Consider the following 15,109-nt stretch of genomic DNA (forward strand, 5'->3'; position numbering starts at 1 on the left):
CCGCAATGCGTGACCTGCCCTGGCCCGCGAGGGTCTACCTGGTCGCCGTGATCGCGGCGGCGGCCGCTCTCATCGGGCACAGCGCGATCGTCTCCGGCCCGCTCGTGGCGCCGGAGAATCTCGACATCCTGCTGGTGCTCGCGCTGCTCTTCCTGGTGTGCGAGTCGATGCCGACGCTGCTCAACGTGGAGCAGTTCGCGGTGTCGGTGAGCTTCTCGGCGTCGCTGGCCGCGGTCGTGCTGATCGGGCCGGAGGGCGCGGCGCTGGTGGGGCTCACCGCCGCGGTCAGCGTGCGCCCGGGGCTGCCGCTGATCAAGCGGCTGTTCAACGGCGCGCAGTTCGCCATCTGCGGCTACGCCTCCGGCTGGGTCTACGAGTGGCTGCACGGCACGGTCGGGGTGCCGCGGGTCAACGAGTTCGACAGCCTCATCGGCCCCTACGCCGCCGCGACCGCCGTGTTCGTGCCGCTCAACATCGTGCTCACGCTGACCATGATCAGCCTGGCGACCAGCGTGCGGGCCACGGAGGTGCCGCTGCGCGGAATGGTCCAGTTCCTGCTGTCCTACCTCGGTTACGGCACGTTCGGGCTGCTGGTGGCCGGGTTGTGGGCGACCGTGCAGTCGATCTCGGCGGTGCTGGTGCTGATGCCGCTGTTCGTGGCGCGGTGGGCGTTCGGCCAGTACCACGCCCAGCAGCGCTCCTACGACGCCACCATCGCCGCGCTCTGCCAGGCCGTCGAGACCAAGGACTACTACACCCGGGGCCACTGCACCCGCGTCTCGCTCGCCTCCAGCATGATCGCCGAGGAGATCGGCATGAGGCTCGAACGCCTGCGCGCCATCCGCTACGCCGGCATGCTGCACGACGTCGGCAAGCTGGGCGTGCCCACCAAGGTGCTGCAGAAGGACGGCCCGCTCACCGAGGGGGAGCTCGCCGCGATCCAGCTCCATCCGATGCGCGGGCTGGAGATCGTCCGCGGCATCGGCTTCCTCGACGAGGCCTACGCCGGGATCATGCACCACCACGAGCGCCACGACGGCACCGGCTACCCGATGGGCCTGGCCGGCGACGAGATCCCCGAGTTCGCCAAGGTGATCGCGGTGGCCGACGCGTTCGACTCGATGACCTCCGACCGTTCCTACCGGGGGGCGCGCCCGGTCGAGGTGGCCGTGGAGGAGCTGCGCAAGTGCGCCGGCACGCACTTCGACCCGGTCATGGTGGCCGCGTTCATCCGGGCGCTGGAACGCACTCCCTGGCAGCCGCCGCGCCGGGTCGAGGCGCCGCCGCCCGACGCCGCCGAGGCGACGATCAAGGACCACGACGACCCGACGATGCCGATCCAGGTCGTGAGCGGGCCATGACCACCACAGAGCGCGTCCGGCGCGCCGACCGGGCACCGGCCACCGTCCTGCGCCGGCTCGACTCCGGCCAGTTGTTGCTGATCTGCGCGGCCGGGCTGGTCGCCGTCGCGGGCGTGGCGCACACGGCGGCCGTGGGGCTCGACCGTCCCGAGATCGCCATCGGGTTCGGCGCGTTGATCGCGGTCGGCGAGCTGGCCCGGCTGACCATGCCGGGCAACCGGGAGGTCGCGCCCATCGGCGCCGCCGCGGCGCTCGGCTACACCCTGCTGCTCGACCTCAGCCAGAACCAGTTGCGCCACTCCGCGCTGCAGGTCGTGGCCGTGATCGCGGCCGGGATGATCGCGGGCGCGCTGCCCCACCTGGCCGTCGGCCGGCCGCCGCGGCTCGACGCGATGGCCCGCCGCCTGCTGACCGGCGCGCTGCTGGCCTTCGCCTTCCGCCCGCTGGCCGACCCGCTCTACCAGCTCACCAAGCCGCCGCCGGGCGCCCACACCTGGTGGCCGGCGCTCGTGGTGATGGTCTCGCTGATCACGGTGACGCTGCTGGTCGACGTGCTGATCGCGGCGCTGCTGCGGGCCGAGCGGCTGCGCACGGCGTTCCGGGTGGCGGTGCGCGACGAGATCAACATGGCGTTCCCGCTGGGCGCCGCGGTGGCGGCCTCCGGCGTGCTGCTGGCGCTCGCCACGCACAGCATGGACCTGGTGGCGTTGCTGGTGTTCGCCGCGCCGCTGCTGGTCACGCAGGTGGCCTTCCGCAAGTACGCCGGCATCCGCGCCACCTACCTGCAGACCGTCCGCGCCCTGTCGCGGGTCACCGAGGTCGGCGGCTACGTCGAGCCCGGCCACTCGCGCCGGGTGTCCCGGCTGGCCGTGGCGGTCGGCCGGGAGCTGGGCATGGCCGAGCCCGAGCTGCTGGAGCTGGAGTACGCGGCCCTCATGCACGACATCGGCCAGCTCTCGCTGCGCGACCCCATCCCGGGCGGCGCCACCGTGCTGGCCGACCCGGAGCAGGCGCGGCGCATCGCCGAGCTGGGGGCCGAGGTGATCAGGCAGACGGGCGTGCTCGACCGGGTGGCCGAGGTGGTCCGCCGGCAGTGCGACGAGATCGCCGACGACCCGCCGCTGTCCAGCCGCATCATCAGGGTCGCCAACGCCTACGACGACCTGGTCGGCCCGTCCACCGACCGCGACCGATCGGGGGCGGCGCTGGAGCGCATCAGGCTCACGGCGGGCAGCGCGTACGACGCCGCCGCGCTCGACGCCCTGACCCGGGTGGTCGGCAGAGGCCGCGTGTAACTGATTGTCCGCCTTTGTGGGGTTCCTACAGATCATTCTCCGCTGATCGGTACTTCACGGGAAAAGGGACGAGCCGCCGCCGGTCATAGGGTTGTCCGCGTGATTGCTGAGACGCTCGGACCCGTTCTGATCGCCAACCGTGGTGAGATCGCCCGGCGGATCATCCGTACGGTCAGGCGGATGGGACTGCGTGCCGTCGCCGTGCATTCCGAGGCCGACGCCGGGCTGCCGTTCGTGCGCGAGGCCGACGAGGCGGTGCTGATCGGCCCGGCCGACCCCGCGCGGAGCTATCTCGACCCCGCCAGGGTGCTGGACGCGGCCCGCGCCACGGGAGCGGGCGCGGTCCATCCCGGTTACGGCTTCCTGTCGGAGAACGCCGCGTTCGCGCGGGCGGTGATCGAGGCCGGGCTCGTGTGGATCGGGCCGTCGCCGGAGTCCATCGACCGCATGGGCGACAAGATCAACGCCAGGAACCTCATGGAGCGGGCGGGCGTGCCCGTCGCCGCGGGCACCAGGGAACCGGTCACCGACCTGGTCGCGGCGCTCGACGCGGCCGAGCTGATCGGCTATCCGGTCATGGTCAAGACCGCGGGCGGCGGTGGCGGGATCGGCATGAGCGTGGCCCGTGACGACGCCGGGCTGGCCAAGGCGTTCGAGCAGGCGGCCAGGGCGGCGGCCAGGTTCGCCGCGGCGGCCGCGGCGGGCGGCGCGGGCGACGCGCTGGCCGGGCCCGCGGTCCTGCTGGAGCGCTACGTCGAACGTGCCCGCCACGTCGAGGTGCAGATCCTCGGCCTGCCCGGCGGCCGGGTGCTGGCCCTGGGCGAGCGCGACTGCTCGGTGCAGCGCCGCCACCAGAAGGTCGTCGAGGAGTCGCCGTCCCCCGGCATCGGCCCCGAGCTGCGCGAACGCATGCTGGCCGCGGCCGTGCGGGCCGGCGAGGCCGTCGGCTATCTCGGCGCGGGCACGGTCGAGTGCCTGGTCGACGCCGACGCCCAGGACTTCGTGTTCCTGGAGATGAACACCAGGCTCCAGGTCGAGCACCCGGTCACGGAGCTGGTCACCGGCCTCGACCTGGTGGAGTTGCAGCTTCGCGTGGCCGCCGGGGAGAGCCCGGAGATCACGGTGGCGCCCGAGGGGCACGCGATCGAGTTCCGGGTCTACGCCGAGGACCCCAGACGTTTCCTGCCCGGCCCCGGCCGGATCACCACCTGGGACGAGCCCGCCGGCGACGGCATCCGCGTCGACTCCGGCTACGCGGCGGGCGACACGGTGACCATGTTCTACGACCCGCTGATGGCCAAGCTGTGCGTGCTCGGGGCCGACCGTACCGAGGCGCTGGAGCTGGGCCGCAAGGCGGTCGCGGAGTTCGTCGTCGAGGGGCCGAAGAGCAATCTGCCCTTCTGCGCCGAGCTGCTGGAGAACCCGGCATTCGTCGCGGGAGACTACGACACGGGTCTGGTCGGGCGAATGCGGCCCTGACCCGGTCGACATTGTTGGTGACGTCGGAAGAGGAGAGCGCCGGTGGCCGAGGTACGCGCCGAGATGGTGGCGAACGTGTGGAAAGTGGTCGTCCGGGAGGGCGAGGCGGTGTCCGAGGGGGACACGCTGGTCATCCTCGAGTCGATGAAGATGGAGATCCCCGTGCTCGCCGAGGACGGGGGCGTGGTGTCCCAGCTCAAGGTGGCCGAGGGCGACGTGATCCAGGAGGGCGACCTGATCGCCGTCATCGACTGAGGCGGGCCAGGAACCTGGCGCGGTCGACGACCGTCCGCTCGACCGTGCCGCGGCCCACGAGCGTGCCCTTCAGGTCGCGGGCCTCGAAGGCGAAGACCAGGCGGCGGCCGTCCACGCCGGTGAGCTCGGCGGTGAGCTGGACGTGGTCGCCGACGGCGCTGGCGGCCAGGTGTTCGAGCTCGACCCGGGTGCCGACGGACGTCTCGCCCTCGGCCAGGTGCGGGCGCACGGCCTCGACGGTGGCCCGTTCGGCCAGCGCGAGCAGCCTGGGCGTGGCCAGCACGGGAACGTCGCCGCTGCCGGCTCGCTCGGCTGTGTCCGATCTCTCGACCATGGTGAGCAGTTGCGAGCGGAGGCCAGGTGAGAGCGTCATGGGGGTCAGCCTACCGAGGGCGGTCCTGATCTCCAGGAAACGCGGACAACACCGCCCATAAGGCTCCAGGATAGGGTTTGTACGGCTTGCGGCATATGAGTGGCATATGGGACTGCTGAGACAGGTACACTCTCGGAGTTTCCGTGACCACTGTGTTACCTCACCGCGACAAAAGTTCGCTTTGTTGGAGAACCGCGGGGTGGGCGAGGTTACCGATGTAGGGGGGTAGCGGGGGAGTCATGGTGGCCCAAGGCACGACGCTGGCGGGGCGGTATCGACTGGATACCCGCATCGGCGCCGGCGGCATGGGCGAGGTGTGGCGAGGCGAGGACATCGTGCTCGCCCGCACCGTCGCCGTCAAAGTGCTGCTCCCAGGCCGCATGGATGATCGCGGATTCGTCGCCAGGTTCCAGGGGGAAGCCAGGGCGATGGCCACGATCAACCATTCCGGCGTGGTCGACGTCTACGACTACGGGGTGAGCGGCGACACCGTCTACCTCGTGATGAAGTTCGTGGACGGGGAGCCGCTCGACCGGCTGCTGGCCCGGCTCGGCCGGATCCCGCCACAGGCGGCCATGGAACTCATCGCGCAGGCCGCCTCGGCCCTGCAGGCGGTGCACGACCAGGGAATCGTGCACCGAGACGTGAAACCGGGCAACCTGCTCGTGCAGCGCGACGGCACGCTGGTGCTCACCGACTTCGGCATCGCCCGTTCCGACCTGGCCAACCGGCTGACCGACGCCGGCATGGTGCTCGGCACGGCCGCCTACTGCGCGCCCGAGCAGGCCGAGGGCGAGCCCGTCACGCCCGCCGTGGACATCTACGCGCTCGGCGTGGTCGCCTACGAATGCCTGGTGGGACAGCGGCCGTTCGACGGTGACAGCGCGGTCACGATCGCGCTCAAGCACATCCGCGAGGCCCCGCCGCCGCTGCCCGCCGACATCCCGCCGCAGATCCGGACGCTGGTGGAGGTGGCCCTGTCGAAGGACCCCGCCCGGCGTTTCCCGACGGCGAAGGCCATGAGCGAGGCGGCCCGCGCGGCCGGCCAGGGCCAGCCGATCACGCCGGTGGCCGAGATCGCGCCGCCGGCCACGGGCGCCACGATGGCCGCTCCGCCCGAGTCGTACCAGACCGGCGCCTACCAGGCGGGCCACTCGCAGCCGACGGGCGCCCACCAGCCGGGCCAGCCGCCCGCCTACCCGGGAGGGCAGCCGCCGGGCGGGGCCGGCGCGTTCCAGACCGGGGCGCACCTGCCCGCGTCGTCGGAGGAGACCACCGCCGCGGTCGGCGAGCGCCGCCCGGGCGGCCGCCGCGCCGCCAAGGCGCCGCGCAGGACCGGCCTGGTCGTCGGCCTCGCGGTCGCGGTGGTGCTCGGCGTGGGCGCGGGTGCGGTCGCGCTGACGGGCATGGTGCCCGGCGCGCCGACGCCGACCGTCACGGCCTCCAACGATGGCGACAGCGACGACATCCCCGGCCCGACGAAGGCCGGTCCCACGAAGTCCAAGCCCCCGACGAGGCCTCCCACGAAGACGGCCGTGCCGCCTGCCACCAGGCCGCCCACGCACCCCGAGACCGAGGAGCCGACGGAGACGGCGGAGCCGACGACCACGCCCACCACCACCCCGACCAGCACGAAGGGACCGACCAAGTCGCCGTCGAGCACGCCGACGCCGACGGTCAAGCACATCACGGTGCCCAAGGTCGCCGGGCTGCCCTTCCTCAAGGGTCAGGAGATGGTCGAGGCGGCGGGGCTGCTGGTGCGCGTCCGTGACACGTCCGTGACCACCGACGACCCCGCCTGCCGCAGGATCACCAAGACGGTGCCCGCGGGCGGCACGGTCGTCCCGGAGACGAAGGTGGTCACGCTCTACATCATCGACGGCATCTGCACGACGCCGACGCCGACGCCGTCCCCCACGGCCACGCCGAAGTCGTAGGGGGTCAGATCCCGGTGGTGTTGCGCGGGTAGGCGATCTGCGGGTCGGTGGCGATGTTCACCATGTACGGGATGCCGGAGTCGAACGCCCTGCGCAGCGCCGGCCCGATCTCCGACGGCTTGGTGACCAGCTCGCCGCCGCCGCCCAGCGCGGTCACGACCTGGTCGTAGCGGCACTGCGGCTGGAGGTCGGCCGCCACGTCGTAGCCGTACAGGAACTGCATGGGGTGCTTCTCCAGGCCCCACATGCCGTTGTTGCCGCAGATCATGACGACCGGCAGCCGGTGGCGGACGAGGGTGTCGACGTCCATCAGGGAGAAGCCGGCGGCGCCGTCGCCGAGCAGGAGCACGACCTGCGAGGACGGGCGGGCCAGGCGGGCGGCGATGGAGTAGCCGAGCCCGGTGCCGAGGCACCCGTACGGGCCGGGGTCGAGCCAGTTGCCCGGCTGCCTGGGCTCGACGTACTTGCCGGCGTAGGAGACGAAGTCGCCGCCGTCGCCGATCACCACGGCGTCGTCGGCCAGGACCTTGCCCAGCTCGCCGTAGATGCGCATGGGGTGGATCGGGTCGGTGTCGGCGGCCAGCAGTTCGGCGTCGCCCTCGATCGCGGCGGCGGCGGCCTCGGACAGCGTGGACAGCCAGGAGGCGTACGAGCTGGGCTTGACCCCGGCGTCGCCGCAGGCCGCGCCGAGGCTCCAGAGCACCACCGACAGGTCCCCCGCGGCCTTGGCGGCGGGCTGCAGGTGGGTGGCGAGCTGCGAGGGCGCGTCGGCGATGTGCACGACGCGGGCCGGCGCGCCGTCCTTGCCGCCGAACAGGCCGTAGCCGAGCCGGAAGTCGAGCGGGGTGCCGATCACGATGACCAGGTCGGCCTGGGAGAAGGCCACGCTGCGGGCGCGGGTGACGAGCAGTTCGTGCCCGGCGGGCAGGATGCCGCGGCCCTGGCCGTTGGGGATGACCGGCAGCCGCCAGGTCTCGGCGAAGTCGCGCGCGGCCTCCTCGGCCCGGTCCATCCACACGTCGGAGCCGTAGACCAGCACCGGACGCTCGGCCTCGGACAGCAGCCGGGCGATGGCGGCCAGGTCGTCGGGGTCGGGCTCCAGCGGCGAGGGCGACTGCGTGTGCACCTCGTGGGCGGGCGAGGGGGCGAACAGGTGGTCCATGTAGAAGTCGAGGAAGACCGGGCCGCGCTGGGGCGCGACGGCGGTGCGGAAGGCGGACTCGACGTCCTGGCCGATCGAGTCGGCGCCGGAGGCGGTGAACGACAGCTTGGTGATCGGGCCGAGCAGCGGCGGGTGGTCCATCTCCTGGAGGGCGCCGCTGCCCCAGCGCGACTGCGGGGCGCGGCCGCCCATGACGACCACCGGCGAGCCGTTGAAGTGCGCGGTCGCGATGCCGCTGACGCCGTTGGTGATGCCCGGCCCGGCGGTCAGCACGGCCAGGCCGGGCTTCCTGGTCAGCCGGGCCGTCGCCTCGGCGGCGAAGACCGCGCTCTGTTCGTGGCGCACGTCGAGGATGCGCATGCCCTCGTGGACCGCGCCGTCGTACAGCGGGAAGACGTGGCCTCCCGAGAGCGTGAACATGGTCTCGACGCCGTAGGCCTTGGACACGGCGACGGCGACGTCACCGGCGTGCTTCGCAGACTCCATGCCGGGAACTTACCAACCAGTGACAAGAGTAAACAGATCTCAAGGCTTGCGTCCGGCCTTGTCCTGGACCTACGCGCAGCAGACGCGGACCGAGCCGAGCGGCGACCGCGCCTCGACCTTCCGGGGCGCGCCCTTCACCGCGTCGACCGTCACCTCGGTGCGGCGGCCCTCGGTCGTCACGTCGTAGGTCTCCGGCGGCAGCCGCAGGTCGACGTCGCCGGTGGCCCGCGCGACGGCCCTCACCGTGAGCGGCGGGTTGGCGAAGTCGAGCCGTACGTCGCCCGAGCCGGTCTCGACGTCGGCCTTGCCGCCGAGTATCGCGTTGCCGGAGACGGACCCGGAACCGGACCTGGCCCACACCTCGCCGGTGACGCCGTCGGCCCGCACGTTCCCCGACACGGTCGTCAGCCGCACGTCGCCGACCACGTTGCTGACCCCGAGGGCGCCGACGGTCGTCCGGGCCTCGACGCCGGTTTCGAAGGGCACCAGCAGCGTGTAGTCCGCCCGGCACACCGGACCGTCCGGCTGCCGCGCGGTCCCGCAGCGGATGTCCAGCCGCAGGGTGTCGCCGGTCCAGTCCTCGGTGATCACCGGCCGGTCGATCGAGGTCCAGGCCACGGACCGGGCGATCGTCAGCTCTCCCGCGGGGCCCGGCACGATCTCGACGCTCACCTCGCCGCTGCCCGTGGTGACCTTCAGCGTGTCCAGCGCGAACGGGACCGTCCTGGCCCGTGTCTCCTGCGGCGCGGTGGCGCGGGCGAACCCGTCCCAGACCAGCAGGACGGACAGCAGCAGGGCGGCCACCGTCGTCACGGCTCCCGCCGTCAGCCAGATGGTCCTCACGGCATGCTCCTGATCTTGAGGAACTGCAGGACGGCGAGGACCCGGCGGTGATCGCCCTCCGCGGGGGACAGGTCGAGCTTGGTGAAGATGTTGCCGATGTGCTTGCCCACGGCTCCCTCGCTGAGCACGAGGGCCTGGCCGATGCCGGCGTTCGAGCGGCCCTCGGCCATGAGCTTGAGCACCTCGTGCTCGCGGGGCGTCAGCCGTTCCAGCGGGTCGCTGTCGCCGCGCAGCAGGAGCTGGGCGACCACCTCCGGGTCGAGGGCGGTGCCGCCGCCGGCGACCCTGCGCAGGGCGTCGATGAACTCGGCCACGTCGGCCACCCGGTCCTTGAGCAGGTAGCCGACGCCGCCGGCCGCCGTGGACAGCAGCCGGGCGGCGTAGCGTTCCTCGACGTACTGGGAGAGCACCAGCACGGCCAGCCCGGGATGCTGGCGGCGCAGCACGAGAGCCGCGCGCAGCCCCTCGTCGGTGTGCGTGGGCGGCATCCGGACGTCGGTGATCACCAGCTCCGGCCGGTGCTCCTCGACGGCCCGCAGCAGGCCCTCGGCCTCGTCCACGGCCGCCACCACCCGCATGCCGGACGCGTCGAGCAGCCTGACCAGCCCCTCGCGCAGCAGGACGGAGTCCTCGGCCAGCACTACTCGCACGGCAGCTCCACCTCGATCGTGGTCGGCCCGCCGAACGGGCTGGACAGGCGCAGCGTCCCGTCCACGGAGTCGATGCGCTGGGCCAGGCCGCGCAGGCCGGTGCCGCCGTCGAGCCGGGCGCCGCCGCAGCCGTCGTCGTGGACGAGCACGTGCAGGCGGTCGCGCTCGCGCCGGACCGTCACCTCGGCCCTGGTCGCGGCGGCGTGTTTGGCGATGTTGGTCAGTGCTTCGGACACGATGAAGAAGGCCACCGCCTCGATGGTCGGGGAGGCGCGCCGGTCGATGTCGACGCGCAGGCGTACGGGGAGCGGGGCGCGGGCCGCGACGCCGGACAGCGCCGCGTCGAGCCCCTGGTCGTTGAGCACGGCCGGATGCAGGCCGCGGACGAAGTCGCGCAGTTCCTTGAGCGCCTGCTTGGCCTCCTCGTGGGCCCGCTCGATCGCCTCACGGGCGGGCTCGGGCAGGTCGGTGAGGGTGGCCCTGGCCAGGCCGAGGTTCATGGCGAGCGAGACCAGGCGCTGCTGGGCGCCGTCGTGCAGGTCGCGCTCGATCCTGCGGCGCTCGGCGTCGGCGGCGTCGATCACGCCGGCCCGGCTCTCGGTCAGCGTCTCGATGCGCTGCCCCAGCTCGGTGCGGCTGGGCCCGAGCAGCGTGCGCGCCACCGACAGGTCGAGCGCCGCCATGCCCCTGGCCAGGACCGGGGCGAGCAGCAGCAGCGCCAGGCCGGCCGCCGTGGTGATCCCCATGATGACCGGATCGCGCAGATCGACGAGGAAGACCAGCGGCGGCGCCTGCACCCGCGGCGGCACGAACGACAGCAGCCCCACCACGGCCCCGCCCCACGCCAGCGCGACGAGGACGGCCGCCGCCGCGCCCACGAAGGGCGACAGCAGGTGGTAGGCGATCTGCCGCCAGGTGGCCGCCCTGCGCCAGCCGACCGGCGCCACCGGCGGCGGGATGTGGACGCCGAGGAAGGCCGCGAACCTGGACCGCTGCACCCGGGTGAACACCGGGATGCCGCGCCGCAGCACCGGCGGGGCCACGGCCAGCAGCAGCGTGAGCCCGCCGAGCACCACGGCGACCGGCAGCCCGATCATCACGTGGGACGTGTCGAGCCAGGCACGCGCCGACCAGGGACGGGGGACTTTCATGCGTCAAAGGTATTGACCCACCAGACCCCCACGAAATGGGCCTGGTGTGCCGGTGGACGGTAGAGCTAACCCCACCCTCGAACAATTGCCGCAAACCGAACATCTCACTCCCCAACAGACCAAGGGGAGGTTCGGATGTTCGCAGCAGGGGTCGCCGCGCTGGCGGCCGCGTCCACGGTCCTGGGCGGCTTACCGCACGGCATGTTGTTCCTGGAGAAGCACCCGCCCGCCAAGCAGTGGGAGACCTACACCGTCAAGAACTCCGCCACGCTGCCGCTCCAGCTCGACCCGTGCCTGTCGCACCGGCGGCGGGACGGCGGCCGGCTGACGGCGCGGGCCGTCCTGTACTCCAGCGAGGACGAGATGAAGTACGAGCAGCTCGTCGTCTACCGGAGCGTCCGGCACGCAGAGGCCGCCATGCGCGTCCTGCGCGCGGACCTCAGGCGCTGCGCCGACGTGGGCAAGGGCGTCAACCGTCACCGTTACTTCACCAAGCCCCTGGACGTCGGCGACGACGGCCTGCGCGCCGGCGGCCGGTTCTTCGAGAGCGGCGAGCACGCGATCGCGGTCAGGCGCGGCGCGGCGCTCTACATCGCCGGCGAGTCGGCCTGGCCCACGAAGAGCCTGCCGCTCAAGGGCTTCCGCGGGCTGATCGACCAGGCGCGCCGGATGACCGTCAAGGTCTGCCGGCTGCCCGAGGCCGCCTGCTAGAGCACCCCCACCCGCCGCTTGAAGGCGGACGGGTCGAAGGAACCGCCCAGCGTGGCGCCCAGTCCCTCGCGCGCCAGCTGGGCGAACGCCTCGCGGCCGAGTCGCCCGGCCCCTTCGGGCAGCACTCCCGCCAGCGGCCGCGCGGCCAGCATCTCCAGGTCGGCGACGTTGCTGCGCTCGGCGATCCCGGCCTCCCGCGGCCAGCGCCCGATCACCACGCCCGCCGGGTCGAGCCCCCGGTGCGCCAGCGCCTCCAGGGTCAGCGCCGTGTGGTTGAGCGCCCCGATCCCGGCCCCCGCCACGACCAGCACCTGCGCGCCCACCAGCCGGGCCAGGTCGGCGATCGTTGTGCCGTCCTCGTCGAAGCGCACCAGCAGGCCGCCGGTGCCCTCCACGACGACCAGCCGGTTGCTCTCGGCCAGCTCCTCGACGAACCGCGCGGCGGCCGTCAGCGACACCGGCGGCACCCCGGCCACCCGCGCCGCGGCGGCCGGGGAGAGCGGCTCGCCGAAGCGCGCCAGCTCGAACGTGGTGCTCGCCCCGGAGAGCCGGATCACCTCGTCGACGTCGTGCCCGCCGCCGGTCTGCGCCGGCTTCACCACGGCGACGGACGCCCCCCGCTCCCTGGCCAGGGCGGCCACCGCGGCCGTCACGACGGTCTTGCCCACGCCGAAGTCGGTGCCGGACACGACGAGAACGCTCATCGTCCCAGCCTAGAAGCCGCCGCCCGCCATCCCGGTCAGGGACGCCGCAGCCGCGTGACGAACTTGTACCGGTCGCCGCGGTAGAGGGACTGCGCCCACTCCACCGGGTGGCCGTCGGCGTCGAAGGCGTGGCGGGTCAGCAGCAGCATCGGCAGGCCGACGTCCACGCCCAGGGCCTTGGCGTCGTACGGGGTGGCGAGCACGGTCTCGATGATCTCCTCGGCGTCCGTGAGCCGTACGTTGTAGGCGTTGTGCAGCGTCTCGTACAGGGAGGCGTGCACCTCCAGCTCCCGGCGCAGGCGGGGGAAGCGCCGCGCGGACAGGTGGGTGGTGTCGATCGAGACCGGCTCGCCGTTGGCCAGCCGGAGCCGGTGGATGCGCAGCACCCGGCCGCCGGGGTTGATGGCCAGCCGCCGCGCCAGGGCCTCGTCCGCGGTGATGTAGCCGATCTCCAGGATCTTCGTGTCCGGCTCCAGGCCCGCCGTGCGCAGGTCGCCGATGTAGGAGGTGAGCTGGAGCACCTGCGCCACCTTCGGCTGGGCCACGAACGTGCCCTTGCCCTGGATGCGCAGCAGCCTGCCCTCCACGACCAGCTCGGTCAGCGCCTGGCGGACGGTGGTGCGCGAGGTCTCGAACCGCACGGCCAGCGTGCGCTCGGGAGGCAGGGCGGTGCCCGCGGGCAGGCTCTTGGTGAGCTCCAGAAGACTGCGTTTCACGTCGTAGTACTTGGGAACGCGGGGGCCGTCGTCGGTCACGCTCTCACCTTCACTTCTGGCACGGCGGTGAGGGCGTGTCTGATCACCGCGAGATCATCGGAACTCATATCGGCCCGAGCGGTCAACCACCTGGGAGGACGGCATATCCGCACGGAGCGCGCACACCGCCAAGTACGCGCGAATCCGGGCAGCTCAGACTGATTGTGAAGGATATCCACAGCAGCGTGCGCGATCGCAACCGAGGCCGGTGTCAGGCCCGCGTCGTCGAGGAGCCCCCCGCCCGTGTCGATCACCTCCGGCAATGCCCGTGAAGCCCCGTCATGGGGATCGAGCGATCCCGCCGTGTGACGGTTCTCACAGTATGAGATTCCCCGAAAGTCGCACCGGGTGCACGACGACGCACCCGTGCCGCGCCCGTGTCCCGCCGTGCGGAGTCCTTCCCCGGCCAGGAGCTGCGCATTCGATCAGGGGGTCGGTTTGGCTGTTGGCGGCGAAAGCACGCATGATGCACTCGTGCCGACTCTCAGCGACCTCGTCGCCCGCCACACCGCACTCGACGAGGCGGACCTCGACTGGCTGCACTCGCTGGTCTCCGACTGGCAGCTGCTGGCCGACCTGTCCTTCGCCGACCTCATCCTGTGGGCGCCGCTGCTCGGTGAGAACGGCTGGATCGCCATCGCCCAGATGCGTCCCACCACCGGCCCCACCGTCTACCACGACGACATCGTCGGCAGCGTGGCCGCCAAGGGCGAGCGCCACCTCATCGACACGGCCTGGAACGAGCGCCGCATCTGCCGCGAGGGCGATCCCGACTGGTCCACGGGCGTCCCGGTGCGCGAGGAGACGATCCCGGTGCGCCGGGCGGTCGACAACGGCGAGGGCCGCTTCCTCGGGGTGATCCAGCGCTCCACGAACCTGTCCTCGGCCCGCACCCCGTCCCGGCTGGAGCTGACCTACCTGCAGAGCGCGTCCGACCTGGCGCAGATGGTGGCCGAGGGGCGTTTCCCGTTCTCGGGCGAGGAGCCGATCCTGGTCCGCTCGCCGCGCGTCGGCGACGGCCTGCTGCGGCTCGACCGGGCCGGGCGGGTCACCTACGCCTCGCCCAACGCGCTGTCGGCCTACCGGCGGCTGGGCCTGCACGCCGACCTGGTCGGCGCCGAGCTGGGCCGGGTGACGGCGACGCTGTGCTACTCCGACGAGCCGATCAACGAAGACCTGATGATCGTGGCCAGCGGGCGCGCGGCCAAGGAGACCGAGGTCGAGTCGGGCGGCACGATCGTGCAGCTCAGGGCCATCCCGCTGATCGTCGGCGGCGGCCGCATCGGCGCGCTCGTCCTCATCAGGGACGTCACCGAGCTGCGGCGGCGCGAGCGCGAGCTGATGACCAAGGACGCCACGATCCGCGAGATCCACCACCGCGTGAAGAACAACCTCCAGACGGTCGCCGCGCTGCTGCGCCTCCAGGCCCGGCGCCTGCAGGTGCCCGAAGGACGCGAGGCCCTGGAGGAGGCCGTGCGCCGCGTCGGCTCGATCGCCATCGTGCACGAGACGTTGTCGCACGCGCCGGAGGAGTTCGTCGACTTCGACGAGATCGCCGACCGGGTGATCGCGATGGCGGGCGAGGTGTCGGCGGCCGAGGCGGCGGTCACGCCGCGCCGGGTGGGCGCGTTCGGCGTGCTGCCCTCGCTCATCGCCACGCCGCTGGCCATGGCGCTGACCGAGCTGCTGCAGAACGCGTTGCAGCACGGGCGTCCCAGGCGGATGGAGGTGCTGGTCGAGCCCGCCCCCGACCGGCTCAACGTCACCGTCTGGGACGACGGGCGCGGCCTTCCCGCGGACTTCGACCTCGACAAGTCCACCAGTCTGGGGCTGCAGATCGTCCGCACGCTGGTGGAGGGGGAGCTGTCGGGCAAGCTCACGATCGAGCCGCGGGAGGGCGGCGGCACGCACGTCGGGTTGTCGATCCCGTTGCCGTCCGCCTGAGAG

At 72.5% G+C, this 15,109-nt stretch carries 14 protein-coding genes; 7 read left to right on the forward strand and 7 right to left on the reverse strand.

Features of this window, described 5'->3' with window-relative positions:
* The first annotated feature begins 5 nt into the window (after positions 1–5).
* The 4 genes from ACFYYW_RS33970 to ACFYYW_RS33985 all read left to right on the forward strand — a co-directional run bounded on the left by ACFYYW_RS33970 (position 6) and on the right by ACFYYW_RS33985 (position 4,390).
* Complete coding sequence (locus ACFYYW_RS33970; RefSeq protein WP_364416419.1) at positions 6–1,361, forward strand: HD-GYP domain-containing protein; 1,356 nt, start codon at positions 6–8, stop codon at positions 1,359–1,361.
* Positions 1,358–2,656, forward strand: coding sequence for an HD domain-containing phosphohydrolase (locus tag ACFYYW_RS33975; RefSeq protein WP_352322881.1), 1,299 nt, complete (start codon positions 1,358–1,360; stop codon positions 2,654–2,656). The genes ACFYYW_RS33970 and ACFYYW_RS33975 overlap by 4 nt, the downstream gene beginning before the upstream one ends.
* 99 nt (positions 2,657–2,755) lie before the next feature.
* On the forward strand, positions 2,756–4,135 hold the full coding sequence (locus tag ACFYYW_RS33980; protein ID WP_387654931.1) for an acetyl/propionyl/methylcrotonyl-CoA carboxylase subunit alpha: 1,380 nt from the start codon (positions 2,756–2,758) through the stop codon (positions 4,133–4,135).
* A 42-nt stretch (positions 4,136–4,177) separates the two neighbouring features.
* Entirely contained in the window at positions 4,178–4,390 is a 213-nt protein-coding gene (locus ACFYYW_RS33985) for a biotin/lipoyl-binding carrier protein (RefSeq protein WP_352322883.1), read from the forward strand.
* Here ACFYYW_RS33985 and ACFYYW_RS33990 read toward each other — a convergent pair.
* Positions 4,380–4,763, reverse strand: coding sequence for a thioesterase family protein (locus tag ACFYYW_RS33990; protein ID WP_352322884.1), 384 nt, complete (start codon positions 4,761–4,763; stop codon positions 4,380–4,382). The genes ACFYYW_RS33985 and ACFYYW_RS33990 overlap by 11 nt on opposite strands.
* A gap of 239 nt (positions 4,764–5,002) precedes the next feature.
* Here ACFYYW_RS33990 and ACFYYW_RS33995 point away from each other — a divergent pair, with 239 nt between their 5' ends.
* A complete protein-coding gene (locus ACFYYW_RS33995) occupies positions 5,003–6,700 on the forward strand; it encodes a serine/threonine-protein kinase (protein WP_387654935.1) in 1,698 nt (565 codons plus the stop codon).
* A gap of 4 nt (positions 6,701–6,704) precedes the next feature.
* Here the strand turns inward: ACFYYW_RS33995 and ACFYYW_RS34000 are convergent, their stop codons facing one another.
* From ACFYYW_RS34000 to ACFYYW_RS34015, 4 genes are all read right to left on the reverse strand, one after another.
* Positions 6,705–8,348: an acetolactate synthase gene (locus ACFYYW_RS34000; protein WP_387654937.1), complete on the reverse strand. Its 1,644-nt coding sequence runs from the start codon at positions 8,346–8,348 to the stop codon at positions 6,705–6,707.
* A 69-nt stretch (positions 8,349–8,417) separates the two neighbouring features.
* Complete coding sequence (locus ACFYYW_RS34005) at positions 8,418–9,191, reverse strand: DUF4097 family beta strand repeat-containing protein (RefSeq protein WP_387654939.1); 774 nt, start codon at positions 9,189–9,191, stop codon at positions 8,418–8,420.
* A complete protein-coding gene (locus tag ACFYYW_RS34010; protein WP_352322888.1) occupies positions 9,188–9,841 on the reverse strand; it encodes a response regulator transcription factor in 654 nt (217 codons plus the stop codon). The genes ACFYYW_RS34005 and ACFYYW_RS34010 overlap by 4 nt, the downstream gene beginning before the upstream one ends.
* On the reverse strand, positions 9,832–10,992 hold the full coding sequence (locus ACFYYW_RS34015; protein WP_387654943.1) for a sensor histidine kinase: 1,161 nt from the start codon (positions 10,990–10,992) through the stop codon (positions 9,832–9,834). The genes ACFYYW_RS34010 and ACFYYW_RS34015 overlap by 10 nt, the downstream gene beginning before the upstream one ends.
* A 135-nt stretch (positions 10,993–11,127) precedes the next feature.
* Between ACFYYW_RS34015 and ACFYYW_RS34020 the strand changes: the two genes are divergently transcribed.
* Positions 11,128–11,703, forward strand: coding sequence for a hypothetical protein (locus ACFYYW_RS34020; RefSeq protein ID WP_352322890.1), 576 nt, complete (start codon positions 11,128–11,130; stop codon positions 11,701–11,703).
* On the opposite strand, the gene bioD is transcribed toward ACFYYW_RS34020, so the two are convergent.
* Complete coding sequence (gene bioD, locus ACFYYW_RS34025; RefSeq protein WP_387654946.1) at positions 11,700–12,407, reverse strand: dethiobiotin synthase; 708 nt, start codon at positions 12,405–12,407, stop codon at positions 11,700–11,702. The two genes, ACFYYW_RS34020 and bioD, sit on opposite strands and share 4 nt — an antisense overlap.
* 35 nt (positions 12,408–12,442) lie before the next feature.
* Positions 12,443–13,162: a GntR family transcriptional regulator gene (locus tag ACFYYW_RS34030; protein ID WP_125648113.1), complete on the reverse strand. Its 720-nt coding sequence runs from the start codon at positions 13,160–13,162 to the stop codon at positions 12,443–12,445.
* 474 nt (positions 13,163–13,636) lie between these two features.
* Here ACFYYW_RS34030 and ACFYYW_RS34035 point away from each other — a divergent pair, with 474 nt between their 5' ends.
* On the forward strand, positions 13,637–15,106 hold the full coding sequence (locus ACFYYW_RS34035; RefSeq protein ID WP_352322892.1) for a histidine kinase N-terminal domain-containing protein: 1,470 nt from the start codon (positions 13,637–13,639) through the stop codon (positions 15,104–15,106).
* Positions 15,107–15,109: the final 3 nt, after the last annotated feature.

Origin of the sequence: Nonomuraea sp. NPDC001831, assembly GCF_042892035.1 — a bacterium.
GTDB lineage: Bacteria > Actinomycetota > Actinomycetes > Streptosporangiales > Streptosporangiaceae > Nonomuraea.

What these genes read in the sequence shown, in the direction of transcription:
- ACFYYW_RS33970 (WP_364416419.1), top strand. Translation starts at nt 6, where the DNA reads ATGCGTGACCTGCCCTGGCCCGCGAGGGTCTACCTGGTCGCCGTGATC.
- ACFYYW_RS33975 (WP_352322881.1), top strand. Translation starts at nt 1,358, where the DNA reads ATGACCACCACAGAGCGCGTCCGGCGCGCCGACCGGGCACCGGCCACC.
- ACFYYW_RS33990 (WP_352322884.1), bottom strand. Translation starts at nt 4,763, where the DNA reads ATGACGCTCTCACCTGGCCTCCGCTCGCAACTGCTCACCATGGTCGAG.
- ACFYYW_RS33995 (WP_387654935.1), top strand. Translation starts at nt 5,003, where the DNA reads ATGGTGGCCCAAGGCACGACGCTGGCGGGGCGGTATCGACTGGATACC.
- ACFYYW_RS34000 (WP_387654937.1), bottom strand. Translation starts at nt 8,348, where the DNA reads ATGGAGTCTGCGAAGCACGCCGGTGACGTCGCCGTCGCCGTGTCCAAG.
- ACFYYW_RS34015 (WP_387654943.1), bottom strand. Translation starts at nt 10,992, where the DNA reads ATGAAAGTCCCCCGTCCCTGGTCGGCGCGTGCCTGGCTCGACACGTCC.
- ACFYYW_RS34020 (WP_352322890.1), top strand. Translation starts at nt 11,128, where the DNA reads ATGTTCGCAGCAGGGGTCGCCGCGCTGGCGGCCGCGTCCACGGTCCTG.
- bioD (WP_387654946.1), bottom strand. Translation starts at nt 12,407, where the DNA reads ATGAGCGTTCTCGTCGTGTCCGGCACCGACTTCGGCGTGGGCAAGACC.